At 36.1% G+C, this 19311-nt stretch carries 17 protein-coding genes; 4 read left to right on the plus strand and 13 right to left on the minus strand.

What is annotated here, in order from left to right; translation table 11 throughout:
- Nucleotides 1-91 precede the first annotated feature (91 nt).
- The 11 genes from cyaB to rlmD all read right to left on the minus strand — a co-directional run bounded on the left by cyaB (nt 92) and on the right by rlmD (nt 11601).
- Nucleotides 92-664, minus strand: a complete 573-nt coding sequence (cyaB, locus tag P164_RS03330; RefSeq protein ID WP_051621172.1) for a class IV adenylate cyclase — start codon at nt 662-664, stop codon at nt 92-94.
- A 9-nt stretch (nt 665-673) separates the two neighbouring features.
- Nucleotides 674-1720 (minus strand): putative zinc-binding metallopeptidase, encoded by a 1047-nt coding sequence (locus P164_RS03335; protein WP_028375055.1) that lies wholly within the window; start codon nt 1718-1720, stop codon nt 674-676.
- Between the two features lie 138 nt (nt 1721-1858).
- On the minus strand, nt 1859-3130 hold the full coding sequence (locus P164_RS03340) for an adenylosuccinate synthase (protein WP_028375056.1): 1272 nt from the start codon (nt 3128-3130) through the stop codon (nt 1859-1861).
- On the minus strand, nt 3131-3619 hold the full coding sequence (locus tag P164_RS03345) for a Fur family transcriptional regulator (protein ID WP_028375057.1): 489 nt from the start codon (nt 3617-3619) through the stop codon (nt 3131-3133).
- A gap of 24 nt (nt 3620-3643) precedes the next feature.
- Nucleotides 3644-5860, minus strand: a complete 2217-nt coding sequence (locus P164_RS03350) for a RelA/SpoT family protein (protein ID WP_028375058.1) — start codon at nt 5858-5860, stop codon at nt 3644-3646.
- 104 nt (nt 5861-5964) lie between these two features.
- Nucleotides 5965-7197 (minus strand): M48 family metallopeptidase, encoded by a 1233-nt coding sequence (locus P164_RS03355; protein ID WP_028375059.1) that lies wholly within the window; start codon nt 7195-7197, stop codon nt 5965-5967.
- 18 nt (nt 7198-7215) lie between these two features.
- Entirely contained in the window at nt 7216-8019 is an 804-nt protein-coding gene (locus P164_RS03360; RefSeq protein ID WP_028375060.1) for a TrmH family RNA methyltransferase, read from the minus strand.
- A 21-nt stretch (nt 8020-8040) separates the two neighbouring features.
- The gene (locus P164_RS03365) at nt 8041-8958 is read right to left on the minus strand and encodes a CPBP family intramembrane glutamic endopeptidase (protein WP_028375061.1); all 918 of its coding nucleotides are present in this window, start codon (nt 8956-8958) and stop codon (nt 8041-8043) included.
- A 16-nt stretch (nt 8959-8974) separates the two neighbouring features.
- Nucleotides 8975-9715: a DUF6048 family protein gene (locus tag P164_RS03370; protein WP_028375062.1), complete on the minus strand. Its 741-nt coding sequence runs from the start codon at nt 9713-9715 to the stop codon at nt 8975-8977.
- Entirely contained in the window at nt 9681-10178 is a 498-nt protein-coding gene (locus P164_RS03375) for a DUF6452 family protein (protein ID WP_028375063.1), read from the minus strand. The genes P164_RS03370 and P164_RS03375 overlap by 35 nt, the downstream gene beginning before the upstream one ends.
- Before the next feature lie 7 nt (nt 10179-10185).
- A complete protein-coding gene (gene rlmD, locus P164_RS03380; protein WP_028375064.1) occupies nt 10186-11601 on the minus strand; it encodes a 23S rRNA (uracil(1939)-C(5))-methyltransferase RlmD in 1416 nt (471 codons plus the stop codon).
- A gap of 267 nt (nt 11602-11868) precedes the next feature.
- Between rlmD and rocD the strand changes: the two genes are divergently transcribed.
- On the plus strand, nt 11869-13149 hold the full coding sequence (gene rocD, locus P164_RS03385) for an ornithine--oxo-acid transaminase (protein ID WP_028375065.1): 1281 nt from the start codon (nt 11869-11871) through the stop codon (nt 13147-13149).
- A 104-nt stretch (nt 13150-13253) separates the two neighbouring features.
- Here the strand turns inward: rocD and P164_RS03390 are convergent, their stop codons facing one another.
- Nucleotides 13254-13715, minus strand: coding sequence for an FKBP-type peptidyl-prolyl cis-trans isomerase (locus P164_RS03390; protein ID WP_028375066.1), 462 nt, complete (start codon nt 13713-13715; stop codon nt 13254-13256).
- A gap of 189 nt (nt 13716-13904) precedes the next feature.
- On the opposite strand from P164_RS03390, the gene P164_RS03395 reads away from it, so the two are divergent.
- The 3 genes from P164_RS03395 (at nt 13905) to P164_RS03400 (ending at nt 16451) form a co-directional block, all read left to right on the plus strand.
- Nucleotides 13905-15692: an alpha-amylase family glycosyl hydrolase gene (locus tag P164_RS03395; protein WP_028375067.1), complete on the plus strand. Its 1788-nt coding sequence runs from the start codon at nt 13905-13907 to the stop codon at nt 15690-15692.
- Between the two features lie 105 nt (nt 15693-15797).
- Nucleotides 15798-15929, plus strand: a complete 132-nt coding sequence (locus P164_RS19080) for a hypothetical protein (protein ID WP_262490351.1) — start codon at nt 15798-15800, stop codon at nt 15927-15929.
- Between the two features lie 42 nt (nt 15930-15971).
- Nucleotides 15972-16451: a ferritin-like domain-containing protein gene (locus P164_RS03400; RefSeq protein WP_028375068.1), complete on the plus strand. Its 480-nt coding sequence runs from the start codon at nt 15972-15974 to the stop codon at nt 16449-16451.
- Nucleotides 16452-16516: 65 nt separating this feature from the next.
- Here the strand turns inward: P164_RS03400 and P164_RS03405 are convergent, their stop codons facing one another.
- A complete protein-coding gene (locus P164_RS03405) occupies nt 16517-19147 on the minus strand; it encodes a family 78 glycoside hydrolase catalytic domain (RefSeq protein ID WP_035899320.1) in 2631 nt (876 codons plus the stop codon).
- Nucleotides 19148-19311 lie beyond the last annotated feature (164 nt).

Raw genomic sequence — 19311 nt, forward strand, 5'->3', positions numbered from 1 at the left:
CTGTAGATCGTATCACAGGTATTATAATTGAATAACAGATTACACGCTACTTTACTTATCAGCTTTAAAGAATTATAAACTGTGTTTTAAATCAAGCTGTGTTTTCAGTTTCGTTAACAAGATCAACATAATACGATGTTGTTAGTTGGTCTTTTTTAATTTTTATGCCTTCTAAAAAATCGTAGAGTATTTTAAAAAGAGCGTCAGTTTTCTCCTGATAAGGTGTTAGGGTTTCAATTTCTAAAAAAGTGTCTTTTAGCTTATCAAGCTTCACTAGTGCAACTTCCAATTGTGAATCTTTATATGTAAACTTGAAAATTTCACAATGCTTAGTATAAGATAATGTTTTAGTATACCCCAATTGGTTTAGAATAGTTTCTGTAGCTTCAGGGTCTAAGACTTCAGTTTCAAATTCTGGTTTTGATTTACTTTCTACATCAAAAGGGCTTTCTTTAAAGGTCAGAAAGTATCTGGGTTCTGCAGTATCAATAGTTGTTTTTGTACGTAGTCTAAGTTCTTTTTCGGTACTATTTAATGCGTTATTTAAATCATAATACCGATCATAATAATCTACAGGGTAGGTTGAAATGGGTTTTTGCTTTAAGAGTTCAGCTTTTGTAAACTCATAATTATTTAGCTTAGCCTTTAATTCAACTTCGTACATAAGCGTTATTTAATTTTTACGATTTACCACTTTATGAATGAATGTAAGTTTTTGAATTACCGGTTCTGAAAGTATAAAAGGGTAGGCATCTGCATGTCCCATACTTCTGTTTAGCGAATTTAAAACATAAGTAAGTGGCAGATAATGCTTAATTATTTTATCCATTTTGGCTCCATCATAGGGATCAAAATCACAACTCACATCTAAGCTAGACACTTTTTTAAGTTCAGGATCTATTTCTAGTCCAAAATTATATGAAGTCTCCAGCATATCCATCATATGCATGTAATGAGACCAGGTTTCTGCCCAGTCTTCCCAGGCGTGCATAGTAGCGTATGAACTTATGTAGTGTTCTCTCCAGTTTGATGGTGCACCATTTTTGTAATGCTCTTGTAATGCTTCTCCATAATCTTGAGTGTCGTCACCAAAAAGAGTTCTAAACTCTTTTAGAATCTCTTCATTAGGCTTAATTAAAACATCCCAGTAAAAATGCCCTACCTCGTGTCTAAAATGCCCCAGAAGTGTGCGATAACGCTCTTGCAACTGTTCTTTTACATACTCTCTATGTGCAGCATTTGCTTCTTGTATGTTAAGGGTGATTAAACCATTGCTGTGACCTGTTTTTACAGCGTCAGGATCATTGGCTAAGGGCGCTAAAAAGTCGAAAGTCAATTTTAAAGGCTCTCCTTCAATTACAAATTGAGTAGGTAAATTTAATTTATGCAAACTGTAAAAAAGACGACGTTTTGCTGCCTCAATTTTTTGCCAGTCGAGTTTGTTTTCAGGAATACTAATATTAGGAATCATGTGATTTGTAGCACAAGCTTCGCAATATTCACTTTCTGAATCAATGCCAACTAGCCAGTTACAAGCATCATTATTAAAATTTGCGCAATATGTTAGTTCTGTATCATTTAAATGAGCTTTCTTTTCGTCATTAAAAGAAAGCATCTCTTCAGATTCATTTAAGTAGCCTAGACTGTTTCCGCATTTTTCGCAAGAGGTATTCTCAAAGTAAATGGGATTATTGCAATTAGAACACTGAAAAATTTTCATAGGCTGGAGTTTCTGTAGTTGACTGAATGGTATATAAATTCAGCAACAAATGTAAAGTAATGTAAATTGCCTTACTGTGAAGGTTTTCAGAAAATTAGAGCAAAAAAAATCCGAAGTTTAACTTCGGATTTTTTAAATTTATCTGTGAATTGTTTGTGTTCTGTCTGGTCCTACAGACACAATTTTAATAGGTACTCGTAATTCTTTTTCTAAATATTCAATATATGCGGTAAGCTCTTTAGGGAGTTGCTCATCACCTTTCATTTTAGTAAGATCTTCTGCCCAACCTTTCATCTCAAAATAAATAGGCTCAACATTCTCAGGCTCGATATTGTAAGGTAGGTGATCAATTACTTCACCTTTATATTTATACTGCGTACATATTTTAAGAGTATCAAAACCACTCAAAACGTCACCTTTCATCATCATTAATTGGGTAACTCCATTTACACGCACTGCATATTTTAGAGCTACAAGATCTAACCATCCGCAGCGTCTGGGTCTACCTGTTGTAGCGCCAAATTCATTACCTACGCGACCCATAGTCTCTCCTGCCTCGTCAAAAAGTTCGGTAGGGAAGGGGCCAGATCCTACACGTGTAGTATATGCCTTAAAAATACCAAAGACTTCTGCTATTTGACCTGGAGCTACACCTAGACCGGTACAAGCACCTGCTGCAGTTGTATTAGATGACGTAACATAAGGATAGGTTCCAAAATCTATGTCAAGTAATGAACCCTGAGCACCTTCAGCAAGAATAGATTTTCCTGCTTCCTGAGCTTGATATAAATATTCTTCAGAATCTATGAATGTAAGTGATTTTAAAACTTCTACCGCTTTAAAAAATTCTGATTCTAATTCTTTTAAATCGTATTCAATTTTAGCATCATAGAAATCAATCATATCTATATGCTTATCGCGAAGCGTTGCATAACGATCTTTCCAGTCTGCTAACTCTAAATCTCCTACACGTATACCGTTTCTACCGGTTTTATCCATATACGTAGGGCCTATACCTTTAAGAGTAGAACCTATTTTTGCTTTACCTTTTGAAGCTTCAGAAGCGGCATCAAGTAAGCGGTGGGTAGGAAGTATTAAGTGCGCTTTACGCGATATTAATAACTTCTCTTTAATATTTAGCTTAAACTGAGCTAAATTATCAAGTTCTTTCTTGAAAATAACTGGGTCAATCACAACGCCATTACCTACAAGGTTTATGGCATTTTCGTGAAAGATACCAGATGGTATTGTATGTAAGACATGTTTTATACCGTCAAATTCAAGGGTGTGTCCCGCATTAGGACCGCCTTGAAAGCGTGCTATAATATCGTAATCTTTTGTAAGAACATCTACAATTTTGCCCTTGCCTTCATCTCCCCATTGGAGACCTAGAAGTAAATCTACTGCCATCTATGCGTTGTTGTCTTCGGTTGTGTTATCTGTTGAAATTTCTTTTTTACGGGTACCGTAAAAATAGAGTGAGTGTTTATTGATATCTATATTAAAAACCTCTTCTATTGTTTTTTTAATAGACTGAATACGGGGGTCACAAAATTCTATAACCTCACCGGTATCTGTAAGTATTACGTGATCGTGTTGCTTGTCAAAATATGATTTCTCGTATTGCGATTGATTTTGACCAAACTGATGTTTACGCACTAAACCACAAGCGAGTAATAATTCTATCGTATTGTAAAGCGTAGCTCTACTTACCCGATATTTTTTATTCTTCATACTTATGTATAGCGTCTCGATGTCAAAATGATCTTTATAATTGTAAATCTCCTGCAGAATCGCATAGCGCTCTGGAGTTTTACGATGACCGTTGTCTTCGAGAAACTTAGTAAAGACGTTTTTAACGACTTCCTGATCTTTATTTATTATTGCTTTAGGTCCCATAATTGAAGGTGCAAAGTTACGTATTTACAGGCGTATGACTTTGTCGATACCGTTTATTTTTTTTAGGTTTTCTATGAGCTTGCGCAAATGCTCTTTATTCTTAACAATTACAGTGATATTTCCTTTAAAAATACCGTCGTGTGTGGTAAAATTTAAGTTACGCATATTCACGTGCATATGTTCTGATATCTCACGCGTAACGCCATTTACCAGTCCCAATGTATCTATTCCTGATAGTTCTAAATCTGCCTGAAATTCTTGAGCAGAAGAGTCTATCCACTTTGCAGGTATGATTCGGTAGGCATAATTACTTTGCAAAGCGATTGCATTAGGACAATTTTGCTTGTGTACTTTAATACCTTCAGAAACCGTAGTGAAACCAAAAACTTTATCACCCGGTATAGGATTACAACATTTAGCTAAAGAATAATCAAGTTTTTGCTCATCTTTTCCAAAAACGAGCATGTCGTACTTATCTGTAATTTCATCTTTATCTACGTGCTCGGCTACAGGAGCTTTACGTATTTTATTTTTAATGTAACTCACAAAGGCATTACTGCGGGAAGCAGCATATTCTTTGATCATTTTATTATCTATAGTTCCTATACCTACTCTGTAAAACAAATCAAGACTCGTCTTGAGCTTAAAGTGTATTACCATCTCATTGATGATATTTTCATCTAAAGTAATTTTTTGCGATCTTAATTTTCTACTCAAAATTACTTTACCATCTTCGGCAATAACTTTTTTCTCATCTTTTAAAGATGATTTTATTTTTGCACGGGCTCTTGCTGTGGTTGCGTAATCAAGCCAGTTATTATTAGGTCTGGCATGTTCAGAGGTAATAATCTCTACTTGATCTCCACTTTTAAGTTCGTGACTTAAGGGTACTAACTTACCATTTACACGAGCTCCACGGGTATGCATTCCTATTTCGGTATGTATACTAAAAGCAAAGTCTAATGGAGTAGCCGCTTTAGGGAGTGATTTTAGCTCACCTTGAGGGGTAAAAACAAATATCTCTTTGTTGTATAAATTCAGTTTAAACTGTTCAACAAATTCTACTGCATTAGTCTCATTACTTTCTAAAGCTTCCTGCAAACGGTTTAACCACTGGTCTAATGTCTGATCTTCTTCAGTTTCTGTAGTAGGACCTTGTTTGTATTTGTAATGTGCAGCATAACCCTTTTCAGCAATCTCATTCATACGATCAGATCGTATTTGAACTTCTACCCAACGCCCCTTTAAACCCATTACGGTGATGTGTAGCGCTTCATAACCGGTTGATTTTGGAGAAGAAATCCAGTCGCGTAGTCGCGTGGGGTTTGGTCTAAAATGATCTGTAACGATTGAATAAATTTTCCACGCTAAAAACTTCTCGCTATCAGGAGTACCTTTATAGATAATACGAATTGCAAACTTATCATATACCTCATCAAACGGGATATTCTGTTTCAGCATTTTTCGACGTATGCTGTAAATAGATTTGGGTCTACCTTTTATTTCGTAATCTAATACTTCTTTATCTAGAGAATTTTGAACGGCCTGAGTAAACTCTTCAATATATTGATCCTGTTGCTCTTTAGTCTCTTTCATCTTCCGCGAAATGCTTCTAAACATTTCGGGTTCTGTATATTTAAGACCCAGATCTTCAAGCTCGGTTTTAATATTATAAAGACCTATACGATGGGCAAGTGGAGCATAAATGTAAAGCGTCTCGCTTGCAATTTTGACTTGTTTGTCTGGTCGCATAGAGTCCATAGTTTGCATATTATGCAAACGGTCTGCTATTTTAATAATGATAACGCGTACATCATCATTTATCGTAAGCAGCATTTTTCTGAAATTCTCTGCCTGCAGGGAAGCATCGTGATGCTTTTTTAAATTTGATATTTTTGTAAGACCATCTACTATACGGGCTACGGTAGGGCCAAAAAGTTCTTCTAAATCTTCTACCGTATAAGACGTATCTTCTACGACGTCGTGTAGTAAGGCAGCAGCAATAGAAGTAGCATCCATACCTATCTCACTGGCAACGATACGTGCAACTGCAAGCGGGTGAAATACATAAGCCTCTCCAGACTTACGGCGTTGATCTTTATGTGCATCAACAGCAACCTCAAACGCCTTCCTGATCATTTTTTTATCGTCGTCAGATAGGGTGCGATAGCTAATGCGCAATAATTCTTTATAGCGTCTGGTAAGTTCTTTATTTTCTTTTTCTATATCCTCAGGAGTCATATTCTAAAAGTACAATTATATAACAGAAATGCAAACGCAAAAACATTACCAAAGATGCTGAAAACGCTTTTAAAAGAGTGCTTTTCTTAAATGAGTTTTTGTAATTATTTAGAGAGATTACGATAGCGTTGCAATAGGGTAGGATGCGAGTATTGAAACTTAACGTATAAAGGATGCGGTGTCAAATTGCTTAAGCTATTGCGCGATAATTTTTTTAAAGAACTAATAAGTGGCGCTGCCGAAAATGTATCTTTTGCAAAATCATCTGCCTGATATTCAAATTTTCTCGATAGCAAGCTCATTAAAAATCCCGTAACTCCAGAAATAGGGGTGTATAAAATTCCGAAGGCTATTAAACTTACGTGAAAACTGGGTTTTGATACGCCCAATGCTTCTGAAAATATAGGCTGACTTATAAAAACTCCTAAGAGCCATAATGTAAAGCCTGTGAGTAGGATTGAAGTAACTAAGTTTATGATGATGTGATTTTTTTTGTAGTGACCCACCTCGTGTGCTAAAACAGCAACAATTTCTTCTTCTTCAAGGTCATTTACTAAAGTATCATATAGTGTTATTCTTTTTTCTGAACCAAAACCTGAAAAGTAAGCATTGGCTTTTGTACTGCGTTTAGAACCGTCTATTATAAAGATGTTATCTAATTTAAAACCTACAGTTGCAGAGTAGGCTTCTATTTGATTTCTTAAAGAACCTTGCTCTAAAGGTCTCTGTTTATTAAAAAGCGGTACGATAAGTTTTGCATAGAACATATTCATAACCAATGCAAAAAGAGCAAAGACAATCCAGGCATAAAGCCAGAAATTGCTACCGCTTATTTGATAAAACCAAATTATAAGTGCTAATAACCCACCACCCACGAGAATAGTCATTATCCAGCCTTTTAATTTATCTGCGAAAAATAGTGCCGGAGTAGATTTGTTAAAACCGAAGCGTTCTTCAATGATAAATGTTTTATAATAACTGAAAGGGGTGGTAAGCAGGTCTGAGCCTAGCATAATTATTCCGAAGAAAATAAGACCTACTACAATTTCATTATCACTAAATGATCTGGCAATCTTGTCTATATGAGCAAAGCCATCTATTACAAAAAAAGCTAAGGTTATAAGAAGCATAAAACCAGACGTAAGCGCTGAGAATCTTGCATTTGCTTTTTTATAGGATTGTGATTTTCTATAGGTTTCTAAGTCATAAACATCAGCTAATTCTGCAGGAACTGGATCATCAAAATGCCTGGCATTTAACCAGTCTAAACCCTGATCAATTAGAAAACTAATTATAATAAATGCAATGATTATATAAAATACGAGCGTAGGAGTCATCAAAAAAAAATAAAAATATTAATTGAAACCACGCTGTCTGCGTGCTTCAAAAACTAAAATTGCAGCAGCTACAGAAACATTCATAGAATCGAGACTGCCTTGCATAGGTATAATAATATTTTGAGTAGTTTGCTCGCGCCATAATTCAGAAAGGCCATCTGCTTCGGTACCTACTACGAGGGCAGTGGGTTGTGTATAATTTTGAGTTTCGTAAGAGACTGCTTCCTGTAGAATTGCGGTGTATCGGTTGATATTATGTTCAATCAAAAAGTCAATAACCTCTTGTGTCGTTCCTGTAGCGATATTTACTGTAAACACGCCGCCCACGCTAGAACGTATAATATTAGGATTGTATAAATCTGTTTTAGGATTTGCAAGTATAAAAGCATCTACTCCTGCAGCATCTGCCGTGCGTAATAAGGCGCCAATATTGCCTGGCTTTTCGGGGGCTTCAGCTACTAATATTAATGGATTTTCGGGAAGTTGTAAATCACTTAAACTATTTGATTTAGATCGAGCGCAGGCGATTAAACCTTCGGTACCAGAACGGTATGCAATTTTTTTATAAACTTCTTCAGTAACAGCGATTTGTTCAACATGGTGATTGAGTTGTATTTGTAAGACTTTTAAATCTTCAGAATAAATAATTTTTTCACAGAAAATAATACGAGTCAACTCAAAGCCGGCTTGTATAGCCAGATTAACTTCGCGTACACCTTCAATTAAAAATTCTCCCGTTTTACGACGTTCTTTAGCCTTTTCCTGTAAGGTTACCAGTTGTTTAATCGTGGGATTGTGAATGCTGCTAATTTCTTTAACCATAATACAAAGTTACTACAGGTTTTAGCGTGTATGGGTAGAATCTTTAGTTTTCTTAAAGGTGTAATGTTCTTTTAGAACTTTAAGGAATTCCTCTTTAGCATAGCCTTCTGAAGTTTTACTAATTAAGTGGAAATCTACCTGATCATTATCTCTAATTTTTAGAGAGTCTGAAGGATATAGTATGTCTACCACCTTTTGTAAACTACAATTTTGAGCTTCTAGACATAAAATATTTCCGTCATTAAGGGTGTCAAAAGTCAAAGTTGATGCGCGCTCAACAGTAAAGGCTATGCCGGTAGCTTTAAAATTTACATTTTCATTGTCAACCAGTACGCGTTCGACGTTATGAAAAAATAAAAAGGCAAGCATTATCAAGATAAAATTATGAAAGAAATGTCCTAATACAGCCCATAAAAAACCGAGTTTCAGTCTTAAAAAACTGAATATAATACCGGCAAATAGTTGAGCACCTACGATTATGGGAGCGAGTAGGAAAAAAGTTAGATCAACATTAGTATAGTTACTTAGATGGATAAAGCCAAAAACAGCAGAAAATAAGTAAACAATAACCCGTAAATTACGTTTCCAGAATCCTGAAAAGTCTTTTTTGAGCAAATACCCTAAAGCTCTTAATGGGTAATTGCGTTTGTATTTTAATGAAAATCGAAATATACCTTCTTCAAGCAGCGGTGTGAGTATGCAGATTATTAATATGGAAGTCCAAATCGTATAGCTTTCTGAATTTAAAAGATTTTCATAAGGCTCTAGCACGGGACTTAGCGCACCCATTAAAATTACAAATATGAAAGCAATCCCAAAATCATAAATTACAGCCGAAAGTAACAACTTTATTTTTTCCCAAACAGATACAGGTAGTACGAGATCATCTGGGTTTTTAATAAATGAGTTGATGACCGTAATACGTGAACCTAATCCCATCGTCTACAAGTATCTATTACTTTTTGAAAATAGGTATAAAGTAAGAAAGAGAATAGCCGTAGCCCGCGCCATAAACATTATCTGTCGTTACTTTATTAAATCCTGGCGCAAATAAATTAGCAAAATCATCTGGTGCCTTCTGGGTTAATGCTCGTTTTAATTGAACATTTACACCAAGATAGAGGTTATTAAATAATTCTACTTGCATTCCTAATTGGAGTTCAACCCAGATTAGATTAAGATTATTATACGTACGTGAATCTGTACGTAAGTCGGGTTCAAAAAAAGTGTTTGTAGTATAAATGGTGTAACTGTTTAGATCCTGGCTAAATGTTGAAAATCCGCCGCGTACCCCCACATAAATAAGATTAGACATCCCAACCCAGTTGTTGTAAATGTTGTAGTTAAAACCAGCCTTTATATAACTTCCTTGAGTTTTAGCATTAAAGTTAGCTTCATTGTGTTCTTTAGTTTCAGTACCTAATTCTGCAGCGAGATAATAACGCTCACGTATTCTAAAATCTCCTACAATTTCAAATCCCTGATAGGTGTCATCTAATAAAGTTCTAAGAGGTTTGCTAAGATCTATACCTACGCGTAAACCATATTTATCTGTCTTAACTCTGGGAGTTAATGTGTCTGACTCTATTTTTTCTAGAGGCTCTTTTACTTCAATCCCTTGTTGCTGAGCATTCATTGCAGAAAGCCCAAACAGCACAAAACTAATGACGAATAAAAACTTGTGTTGTGTCTTCATTTGCGATAGTTCTGTTGTTTATAATTAGATCATCTATCCAGCGGCCATCAGTACCGGGATTAGTTTGTATAGTAAGATTGTTAAATACTACTCTATAACCACAAGCTCTACTAATAAAAGTTTCTTCGGGTACGTAGGTAAATGTAACGGTATCTGCATTATTAGGATCTTCTGCGGCAACTAGGTTATTTGGGTTTTTAATAAAAACCAGTACCGTTGCAGTAGTATCTGTTCTCAACGGAATTTGAATGGTAGAAGCTCCAGTATATACGATGCTGTCTGAACGATCTTGCTTATAAATTGTAATATTTAAAGGCTTAGCTTCATTCACGTTATCAGAATCAAAAAAGCCAATCGTTAATTGCGGTGTAGTAGGGGTGCTGGTAGCACAAATATCATCACGTTCACAAGATAGTGACAATAACAAAACGCAAATCATTAAAAGGAACCATTTCTTTATCATTAAATCCCTATTGTTTCAGTTTAAGTAACACTACATTTTCTACGTGGTGGGTCTGTGGAAACATATCTACAGGTTGTACGCGTTCTACCTTGTAATAAGGATCTAGCAAAGCAAGATCACGGGCTTGTGTAGCACTGTTACAACTTACATAAACAATACGATCTGCTTTTATTTTTATAAGCTGTTCAACAACATCTTTATGCATACCGTCACGAGGAGGATCTGTGATAATCACATCTGGCTGACCGTGCATTTTAAGAAACGCGTCGTTAAATACGTTTTTCATATCTCCCACATAGAACTCAACGTTTTCTATACCGTTTAATTGCGCATTAGCTTTTGCAGCAGTAATGGCATCTGGCACAGCCTCAACACCTATAACTTTCTTAGCATTACGCGCTACAAATTGAGCAATCGTACCGGTACCGGTATATAAATCATATACATTTTCGGTTCCGGTTAATCCCGCAAAATCACGTGTAATTTTATAAAGTTCGTAAGCCTGTTCAGAGTTAGTTTGATAAAAAGACTTTGCATTAATTTTAAATTTGAGTCCTTCCATCTCTTCAAAAATGTGATCACGTCCTGCAAAGCAGATAACCTCCTGATCATATATAGTATCATTGCCTTTCTCATTAATAACATATAGCAAGGAAGTGATTTCAGGAAAGGTATTTTTGAGATAATTCATCACGAGTTCGCGTGGCGCTTCTTCATCATGAAAAAACTGTACTAGAACCATAAGCTCACCTATACTGCTGGTGCGTATCATTAACGTACGCAGTAAGCCCTCTTGATTACGGGTGTTAAAAAACGGAATATCATTTGCGTTAGCAAATTCTTTAACGCCGTTGCGTATCGCATTACTAGGATCACGCTGTAACCAGCATTTGTCTATATCTAGAATCTTATCCCACATTCCAGGTATATGAAAACCTAAAGCATTTCGGTCTTCTATAATTTCGTCACTTTGAATTTGTTTTAACGTAAGCCATTTGCTGTCGCTAAAAGAAAACTCCATTTTATTACGGTAAAAGTATTGTTCTTTACTACCGGCAATAGGAGTTACTTCAGGAAGTTCAATTTTACCCAGACGTTGTAAATTATTTACAACCTCACGCTGTTTATATTCTAGCTGGTAGTCGTAATGCATATTCTGCCACTTACAACCGCCACACGTACCAAAATGCTTACAGGCAGGTTCTGTACGCTTAGGAGAAAATTCATGAATTTTAATGGCAGTACCTTCAAAATACGCTTTGCGTTGTTTTGTGGTTTGCACATCTATAACATCTCCCGGTACGGCATTATTTATAAATATAACACGCCCGTCTGGAGCTTTAGCTATTGCTTTACCCTTTGCACCGGCATCTGTCACGAGTACATTAGGGAAAATTTTTCTGGAGTTCTTTTTTCTTGACACGGGGCAAAAATAGCATAAATAAGAAGATTTACCATCTGTATTGCTAATAGTCTCAATCTATAAAATTTATAAACTTAAAATGAGAATTTTATAAATCATAGCTTGAATGAATATACTGCTATGGATGCGATACTATTTAGAGGAGTCTTAATTTTTTAGTATTTTGCAACAACTTAAAGAGGATGATTTCTCTCCTTTTAAGGGTGTTCTAGACTTAAGACATCATAAGCAGGAATCGTAAAGAGATTACCATAAAATTAGTACACAATGACTACTGCACAAAAACTTACATCACAAGAGACAATTGCTCTTGAGGAAAAACACGGCGCGCACAATTATCATCCACTTCCTGTGGTTTTAAAACGTGGTGAAGGTGTTTATGTTTGGGATATAGAAGATAAACGCTATTATGATTTTTTATCTGCCTACTCTGCGGTTAATCAGGGCCATTGTCATCCTGCAATTGTAGGAGCAATGAATAAGCAAGCCGAAACTTTAACGCTTACTTCGCGAGCATTTCACAATGATATGCTGGGTAAATATGAAGCATACGCTACAGATTATTTTCAGTTTGATAAATTGTTACCGATGAACACCGGTGCAGAGGCTGTTGAAACCGCAATTAAAATTGCACGTAAATGGGCTTATGAGAAAAAAGGAGTTGCGGAGCATGAGGCACAAATTATTGTATGTGAAAATAACTTTCACGGAAGAACTACCACAATAATCTCATTTTCTAATGATGAGGGAGCACGCAAAAACTTTGGTCCGTACACACCCGGATTTATAAAAATACCGTATGATGATCCTAAGGCATTAGAGCGCGCTTTAATAGAAAATAAAAATATAGCCGGTTTTCTGGTAGAGCCTATACAAGGTGAAGCCGGAGTTTTTACTCCGTCTGATGATTTTCTTAAACAAGCACAGGCCCTGTGTAAATCGCATAATGTATTATTTATTGCAGACGAGATTCAAACCGGTATCGCCCGTACGGGAGCACTATTGGCAGTTTGCGGTAACTGTACGTGTGAAGGACACTGCGAGCGCCAGGAAACCTATGTACGGCCAGATATTTTAATACTGGGTAAAGCACTTTCTGGTGGGGCATATCCTGTTTCTGCAGTTCTTGCAGATGATGCGGTAATGAATGTTATTAAGCCGGGACAGCACGGTTCTACCTTTGGCGGAAATCCTGTTGCTGCAGCTGTAGCAATGGCTGCCCTTGATGTGGTTAAAGATGAAAAATTAGCACAAAACGCACGTGTTTTAGGAGATCTTTTCCGTTCTAAGTTAAATGAATATATAGCTGAAAGTTCTATCGTAAATCTGGTACGTGGACGCGGCTTGCTGAATGCGATTTTAATTAACGATACCGAAGAGAGCAGCACAGCCTGGGATATTTGTATGGCTTTAAAAGAAAACGGATTGTTAGCAAAGCCCACGCACGGTAACATTATACGTTTTGCTCCACCGCTTGTAATGAATGAGGAGCAATTACTAGATTGCGTTTCAATTATTGTTAAAACACTAAAAGAGTTTGAGAAGTAGATTCTCAATCAATATGTAATAAAAAACGGCGACTCATTTAGAGTCGCCGTTTTTTTGTTTTAGTAACTGCATTACAAGTTCTAAAAACTTAAAATATAAAGTATTTAAAGCACTTCTATTAACGTAACATCAAACAGAATTACCGTATTTCCCGGAATACTAGATCCCGCTCCGTTAGCACCATAGCCGATGCGTGCAGGAAGTAAGAATGTTGACTCACCGCCTTCTTTCATAAGTAATAAACCTTCCGTAAAACCGGGAATCAATCCGCCGGCATTAAACTCAGCTACAGGTTTTGATTGGTCAAAAGTTCTTCCATCCAGAAAATACCCTTTATAAATAACTTTTACTTTAGAATTAAGCGTTGGTGACGCACCGGTACCTTCGGTTTTGGTAATGTATCTAAGTCCAGAGTTTGTACGTGTAGCGGTTAACTCATTTGTTTCAAGATATGCAGTGATTTCGGCTTCATTGCGAGCAAAAGCTTCAGCTTGAGATTCACCATCATCACTAGAACAGCCTACGTAAAGTGTTAAGACGCAAATAAGGGATATAAAGGTTTTCATAAAATAAAATGATTTAGGGAAGCGAAACTAAGTCTTAAATCTGTTCTGAACAATAAAAATGTAGGCGTCTACAGTAAGCTTGAGTGGTCATTATTTTTCTAAAATTTAACTTTTTTCTAGGCGTTAATCAATTCACAAACAAAATATGAGATTTGATTAATCGGGTACTTTTGAAAAAAACTAACACATATGAAATCGACTATACAAAAATCTCCTGGCATGGGAGCTGTCCTTGTTGATGGCGTTACCACATTTAGAGTTTGGGCTCCTAACGCAGATAAATTATTTGTTACCGGCGACTTTAATGATTGGAGCGATACCGCTCTGGAAATGGAGTTTGAAGAAAATGGATATTGGGCAGCAACAACAGATAAAGCTAAAGAACGTGATGAATATAAATTTTTAATTCATAACGGCGATCAAAAACTTTATCGCAATGATCCTTATGCTTTTGAATTGACAAATAGTAATGGGAACTCTATAATACGTACGCTCGATTTTGACTGGGAAGATGATGAGTTTATTATACCTTCCTGGAATAGTCTGGTAATATACGAATTGCATGTAGGCACGTTCAATAGAAAAAATCCTGACGCTGTAGGCACATTTGAAGATGTAATAGAGAAGCTTCCATATTTAAAAGGTTTAGGAATTAACTGTTTAGAGTTGCTTCCTGTTGCAGAATTTGCGGGAGGTATTTCCTGGGGATATAACCCGGCTCATCCTTTTGCAATTGAGCAGGACTATGGCGGTCCAGACGGTTTAGCAAAATTAGTAAAAGAGGCTCATAAAGTAGGTATCGCCATTATAATGGACGTAGTTTATAATCATTTTGGTCCTTCAGATGTTGATTTGTGGCAGTTTGACGGGTGGAGTGCAAATGACAAGGGAGGGATCTATTTTTATAATGATCACAGAAGTGAGACCCCGTGGGGAGACACAAGACCCGATTACGGTAGAGAAGAAGTACGACAATATTTGAGAGATAATGCTTTAATGTGGATTGAGAAATACCATTGTGACGGTCTTAGACTTGATGCGACATCTTATATACGTTATGAAGGTGGAGGTCTGGGTGATGATGTGGTTATTGAAGAAGGAAACCAGATGATGCGTGAAATTAATCAACAACTACAAGATAAGTATCCTCACATCATTACGATTGCCGAAGATTTAAAAGGACAGGAGATTGTAACCAATTTACTAGCAGATGGCGGTATTGGCTACGGGTCACAGTGGGATATGAATTTTGTACATCCAGTACGTAAAGTACTTACAGATATTAATGACGATACGCGCGATTTACAAGCCGTTGTAGATGCATTAGAATATACCTATAGTGGAGATGTATTTAAACGCATTATTTATACCGAATCGCACGATGAGGTTGCAAATGGTAAAGCACGCGTTCCGGAAGAGATTCAACCGGGAGATGCAGAAAGTGGTTTTGCTAAAAAACGTGCTCTATTAGGGATCGTATTAACATTGACCGCTCCGGGAATCCCAATGCTTTTTCAGGGTCAGGAATTTATTGAAGATGAGTATTTTCAGGATACTGAAGGTCTTGACTGGGAAAAGCAAGAACGACTTAAAGGTATATCAAGATTAGTAGGAGATGTAATTAAACTTCGTACCGGATCTTATGAAGGTACAGACGGGTTACGTGGGCAAAATCTAACGATTGTGCATTTTAATCTAGAAACAAAAATACTGGCTTATATACGTGGTGGTGAAGGGGAGCAACCTGTACTTGTAATACTCAATTTTAGCAATACAGAATATGGTGACTACGGAATAGGTATTGACGATGGTATCAACTGGAAATTGAGGATCAATAGTGTTTGGAAAGGCTATGACAATGACTTCTCTGATACAGATGTTGAGAACATTAGAAAAGAAGAAGGAGAGACAGATAATCGCGATTGGACGGGTAAACTCGATATTCCGGGTTATGCTGCATTAATCTATTCGCTATAGATTAGGCCTTAGGGCATTAGTACATTTTAACGCTTTCGAGTTAAAATATATTAATATTATTAATAATGTGGTTTGAGTAAATTAATTTTATTAAAAATATTAATTATGAGAAAGCTATTAAGACTTATTACGCTAGCCCAGGTAGGATATTACGCTTACGACTGGATCAAGAATAAACGATCATTTAAAGAAGAGTTTGTTCCGAATCTTAAAAAAGTGAAGCGGAAATTTCTTTAAATTTTCTTATGATATAATTATTAACTATAAATCCAAAAAATTATGAAAACGACAATAGAAGAAGCACGCGAAAAATCTCACGAAAATTTAGTATCTAGTTTACAAGGTTTGCTAGAAAAGAATTACGATGCAGAACACGGTTACAAAGAAGCGATGGTTAAAGCAGAAAATGGCCATTTAAAAGAATATCTAAAGGTTAGAGCTGCTTTAAGAAATCGTTTTGCAACAGAGCTAAGTGATGCAATTATTAATTTAAATGAGAAGCCTATTGAATCTGGAAGCGCAACAGGAGCTGTTCACAGAACTTGGATGAATATAAAAGATGCTTTTAGTTCAGATACTGATGAATCTATATTAGAAGAGTGCATACGTGGTGAAAAAGCAAGTATAGAAGAATACAAAAATGTACTTAAAGAAAATGAAAATCACTTTACTCCCGAAATTACATCAATGATAACAAATCAAATGTTAGAAGTGGAGAAGTCATTAGATACTATTGCAAAGCTAGAAAACTTAATGTAAAACATTTTTAGAAATATAAAATTAAAGACCGCCTTTTCGGCGGTCTTTTTTATTTTTTATTCGATTTAATCACAATATTCAAGAGCTCTTAGTCTCATAAAATCGAGCATAGCTGTGTTTACTTCACCATTCATATTAGTATTAATTTTTTCAAATTTTAAGCAAATAACATTTTCTCCTTTATAGAGATTAACAACCCTTGAATTAGAAAATCCCCAGTCTGACCACTCTTCTGTACCGCGTTGCGGAAAGACCATCACACCCTTAAACTTTTTATTTACCTTAAGACTTCGTATTGCACATTTATTATCAGTATTCCAAGGGCCGCTGCCGTTACTGTATCTAAAATCGAGTAAATAGCTACCCGCTTTTTGCATAAAGACTGAAACTTTTATCTTTCGGTTTGTAGTATGGTTTAGTTCTACAAAGCCTTCACCGCTATAATTGGTATAGGCCAATTCAGATTTTTCTGCAAAATTCTCAAGTTGAATGATTTTTTCCGCTTTAGCGAAAACAATAGGTTCACTTGCAAAACCTTCGTTTTTCAATTTATCATACGCGCTTACCTGGTAATTAGCATACAACTCTTCAGGTACATCAAACTTAGTTTTCTTAGTACTTTTAAGAAATACTCCATTTTTGTAGATGAGGTAATGAGAGCAGTCGTTTACAGGATTCCATTGCAAACCCGTAGTAGTTCTATGGGTTTGAACCGTAGGAGGGCAGAAGTGGTTTTCAACTTTATTGATGTGTTGATTGCTTAACGCAATGTTTGCCAATTCAATATTTAAATGCTGCTCTCCGGTAGCGTGAGCAGGTATAAAAGCTTTAGTTATTTTTTTACCGTTAAGTGATATCTTTTTAATTTTTGAGCCAAAACCCGAAACTGTGACGTTTAAGATGGCTTTGCGATAATTGAAATTTGAAAGCTTCCGGGTTCCTCGATATGCTTCTGTCACCACCGGATTAAAATGAATACCATCAAGCTCAAAGCGAATTCCCAGAAAAACACGGTAAACCATTGCCAGATTTCCTGCTATACTCCAGAGCATACGTTCAGAATTGATTTCAGTACCGGTAAAATCACCATTTTCAGCAACCATATTTTCATAATTGCTTAAAAATAAAGCCGAAGCTCTATATATACTTGCCAGACCATGATTGAGAACCGATTCATTTTTTGTTTTTGCGGCAGCTAAATTCCAATATGCCTGTACAAAAGGCCAAATCCCATTATTGTGATACGGCGGTATACCCGGTAATTGTGGATAAATGCAAGTAGTGCCAAAGGGAGTTAATGGTGATTTCGCGATAATAGATTTGGCTTTTTTCTGATCTGCAATTTCAAATAATACCGATAGGGATTCTCCCAGGGCTTCAAAAAACGGAGCAGGCATCAGTTCATTTTTGCCATACAGGCAATGCGCATAATAGCCTTTAAATTTAAGCCACAGATGTGTGTTTATTCCTTTTTTAATGCCTTGAGCGCGCCGTTCGTAAACCTCAAAATCCTTGTTTTTTAATTTTGCAATTTCTATAAGAATGCAATGTGCTCTGTAATGAACTGCATTAGTTCCTAAATTGTGAGAGGCATAAATATCTGCGTTAGACATCCATTTAGGATAGGTTTGCTCGCGCCAGTCTAAAAAAGAAGATTCTCCAGAATATAAACCTGTTTCTGCATTATAAAGTGTTTTATAATCATCATCAAGTGTATTTTTAATAACCGGGTAAATCTCATTGAGCCATTTTTTATCACCGGTAACTTTATATATTTCCCAGGCCGCAAGAACCCAGGTGGTGCGATCTGAAGAAACGGGCCAGGCACCACCAGAACCAGTATCCTGAACGATGCGTTTATTTTTTATTTTTTTCCGAAGACTTATTTTAGAGATTTCAGGTTCGTGAAAGGCAAACGCCAGAAGTATGCTGTAACTCACATCCCGCGTCCAGACTCCGCTCCATTTTGCACCGGTACGTAATGTTTTATCGAGCTCTATAGCTTTAAGTGCTTCTTCTAATGATAGGTTATAAAGAGTGTCTACAAGAATCTGATCTGACTCGTACTGTGGCTTTTGGTCAATATCAAGTTTCAGGTGCCAGTCTTTACGTTCATATTTTGAAGCATTAAATGGGTTGAGCAGCACCGTAATTGAATATATGGCAGGATCTGAAGTGGGCTGCATTTGTAAACCTCTGTTTTCAAGATTCACAAAATCCCAGGTTAATGGTTTTGAGTCTCCTGCTAAATAAAAGCCGTTAAAATCTGATTTAGCAATGCGGGAGCCATCAAATGCCTCATAATATCCTTTCTTTTTAAACTGGTCAAATACAGGAGAAACATCGAGCTTAAAGGTAAACTCGTAATTAGCAGGTAAATAATTAGTGCAATGTTTAGGTTTAGCCGGTGAAGGCTCACCAAAGGTAACTACAGGTAATTCTTTTTCAGAATTTATAATAAACCAGTGATCTTCACCTATAGGTAACTCATTGTCTTTTTGGTTAATACTGAATTTAAATACAAGTAAACGCGAGTACGTCTCGTTTGCTTTAGAATTATAATTAGAAGTTAAGTGTTTGCGTGATTCTGCAACAGCTATATTTTGACCCTGTATGACCCTGTCACTATAAATACTGAAAGCATCGCATTCATAAATTTTTTGTTCACTTTTTTTGGAGAAAGAGTTGGTGGACATGGGTTACGTTTTAAAATACAGGTAGTTATTATTTCAACTTATATATTTTTAATAGTGATATGAAATTAACCCAATTACTAGTATTCAAATATGCACTTAACATATAATTGAGATACACTTATTATTACTGAATTGCTTTTCTATTCTAACTGTACTTTAAATTT

Source organism: Leeuwenhoekiella sp. MAR_2009_132, from assembly GCF_000687915.1.
Lineage (GTDB): Bacteria > Bacteroidota > Bacteroidia > Flavobacteriales > Flavobacteriaceae > Leeuwenhoekiella.

What these genes read in the sequence shown, in the direction of transcription:
- cyaB (WP_051621172.1), bottom strand. Translation starts at nt 664, where the DNA reads ATGTACGAAGTTGAATTAAAGGCTAAGCTAAATAATTATGAGTTTACA.
- P164_RS03335 (WP_028375055.1), bottom strand. Translation starts at nt 1,720, where the DNA reads ATGAAAATTTTTCAGTGTTCTAATTGCAATAATCCCATTTACTTTGAG.
- P164_RS03340 (WP_028375056.1), bottom strand. Translation starts at nt 3,130, where the DNA reads ATGGCAGTAGATTTACTTCTAGGTCTCCAATGGGGAGATGAAGGCAAG.
- P164_RS03345 (WP_028375057.1), bottom strand. Translation starts at nt 3,619, where the DNA reads ATGGGACCTAAAGCAATAATAAATAAAGATCAGGAAGTCGTTAAAAAC.
- P164_RS03350 (WP_028375058.1), bottom strand. Translation starts at nt 5,860, where the DNA reads ATGACTCCTGAGGATATAGAAAAAGAAAATAAAGAACTTACCAGACGC.
- P164_RS03355 (WP_028375059.1), bottom strand. Translation starts at nt 7,197, where the DNA reads ATGACTCCTACGCTCGTATTTTATATAATCATTGCATTTATTATAATT.
- P164_RS03360 (WP_028375060.1), bottom strand. Translation starts at nt 8,019, where the DNA reads ATGGTTAAAGAAATTAGCAGCATTCACAATCCCACGATTAAACAACTG.
- P164_RS03365 (WP_028375061.1), bottom strand. Translation starts at nt 8,958, where the DNA reads ATGGGATTAGGTTCACGTATTACGGTCATCAACTCATTTATTAAAAAC.
- P164_RS03370 (WP_028375062.1), bottom strand. Translation starts at nt 9,715, where the DNA reads ATGAAGACACAACACAAGTTTTTATTCGTCATTAGTTTTGTGCTGTTT.
- P164_RS03375 (WP_028375063.1), bottom strand. Translation starts at nt 10,178, where the DNA reads ATGATAAAGAAATGGTTCCTTTTAATGATTTGCGTTTTGTTATTGTCA.
- rocD (WP_028375065.1), top strand. Translation starts at nt 11,869, where the DNA reads ATGACTACTGCACAAAAACTTACATCACAAGAGACAATTGCTCTTGAG.
- P164_RS03390 (WP_028375066.1), bottom strand. Translation starts at nt 13,715, where the DNA reads ATGAAAACCTTTATATCCCTTATTTGCGTCTTAACACTTTACGTAGGC.
- P164_RS03395 (WP_028375067.1), top strand. Translation starts at nt 13,905, where the DNA reads ATGAAATCGACTATACAAAAATCTCCTGGCATGGGAGCTGTCCTTGTT.
- P164_RS19080 (WP_262490351.1), top strand. Translation starts at nt 15,798, where the DNA reads ATGAGAAAGCTATTAAGACTTATTACGCTAGCCCAGGTAGGATATTAC.
- P164_RS03400 (WP_028375068.1), top strand. Translation starts at nt 15,972, where the DNA reads ATGAAAACGACAATAGAAGAAGCACGCGAAAAATCTCACGAAAATTTA.
- P164_RS03405 (WP_035899320.1), bottom strand. Translation starts at nt 19,147, where the DNA reads ATGTCCACCAACTCTTTCTCCAAAAAAAGTGAACAAAAAATTTATGAA.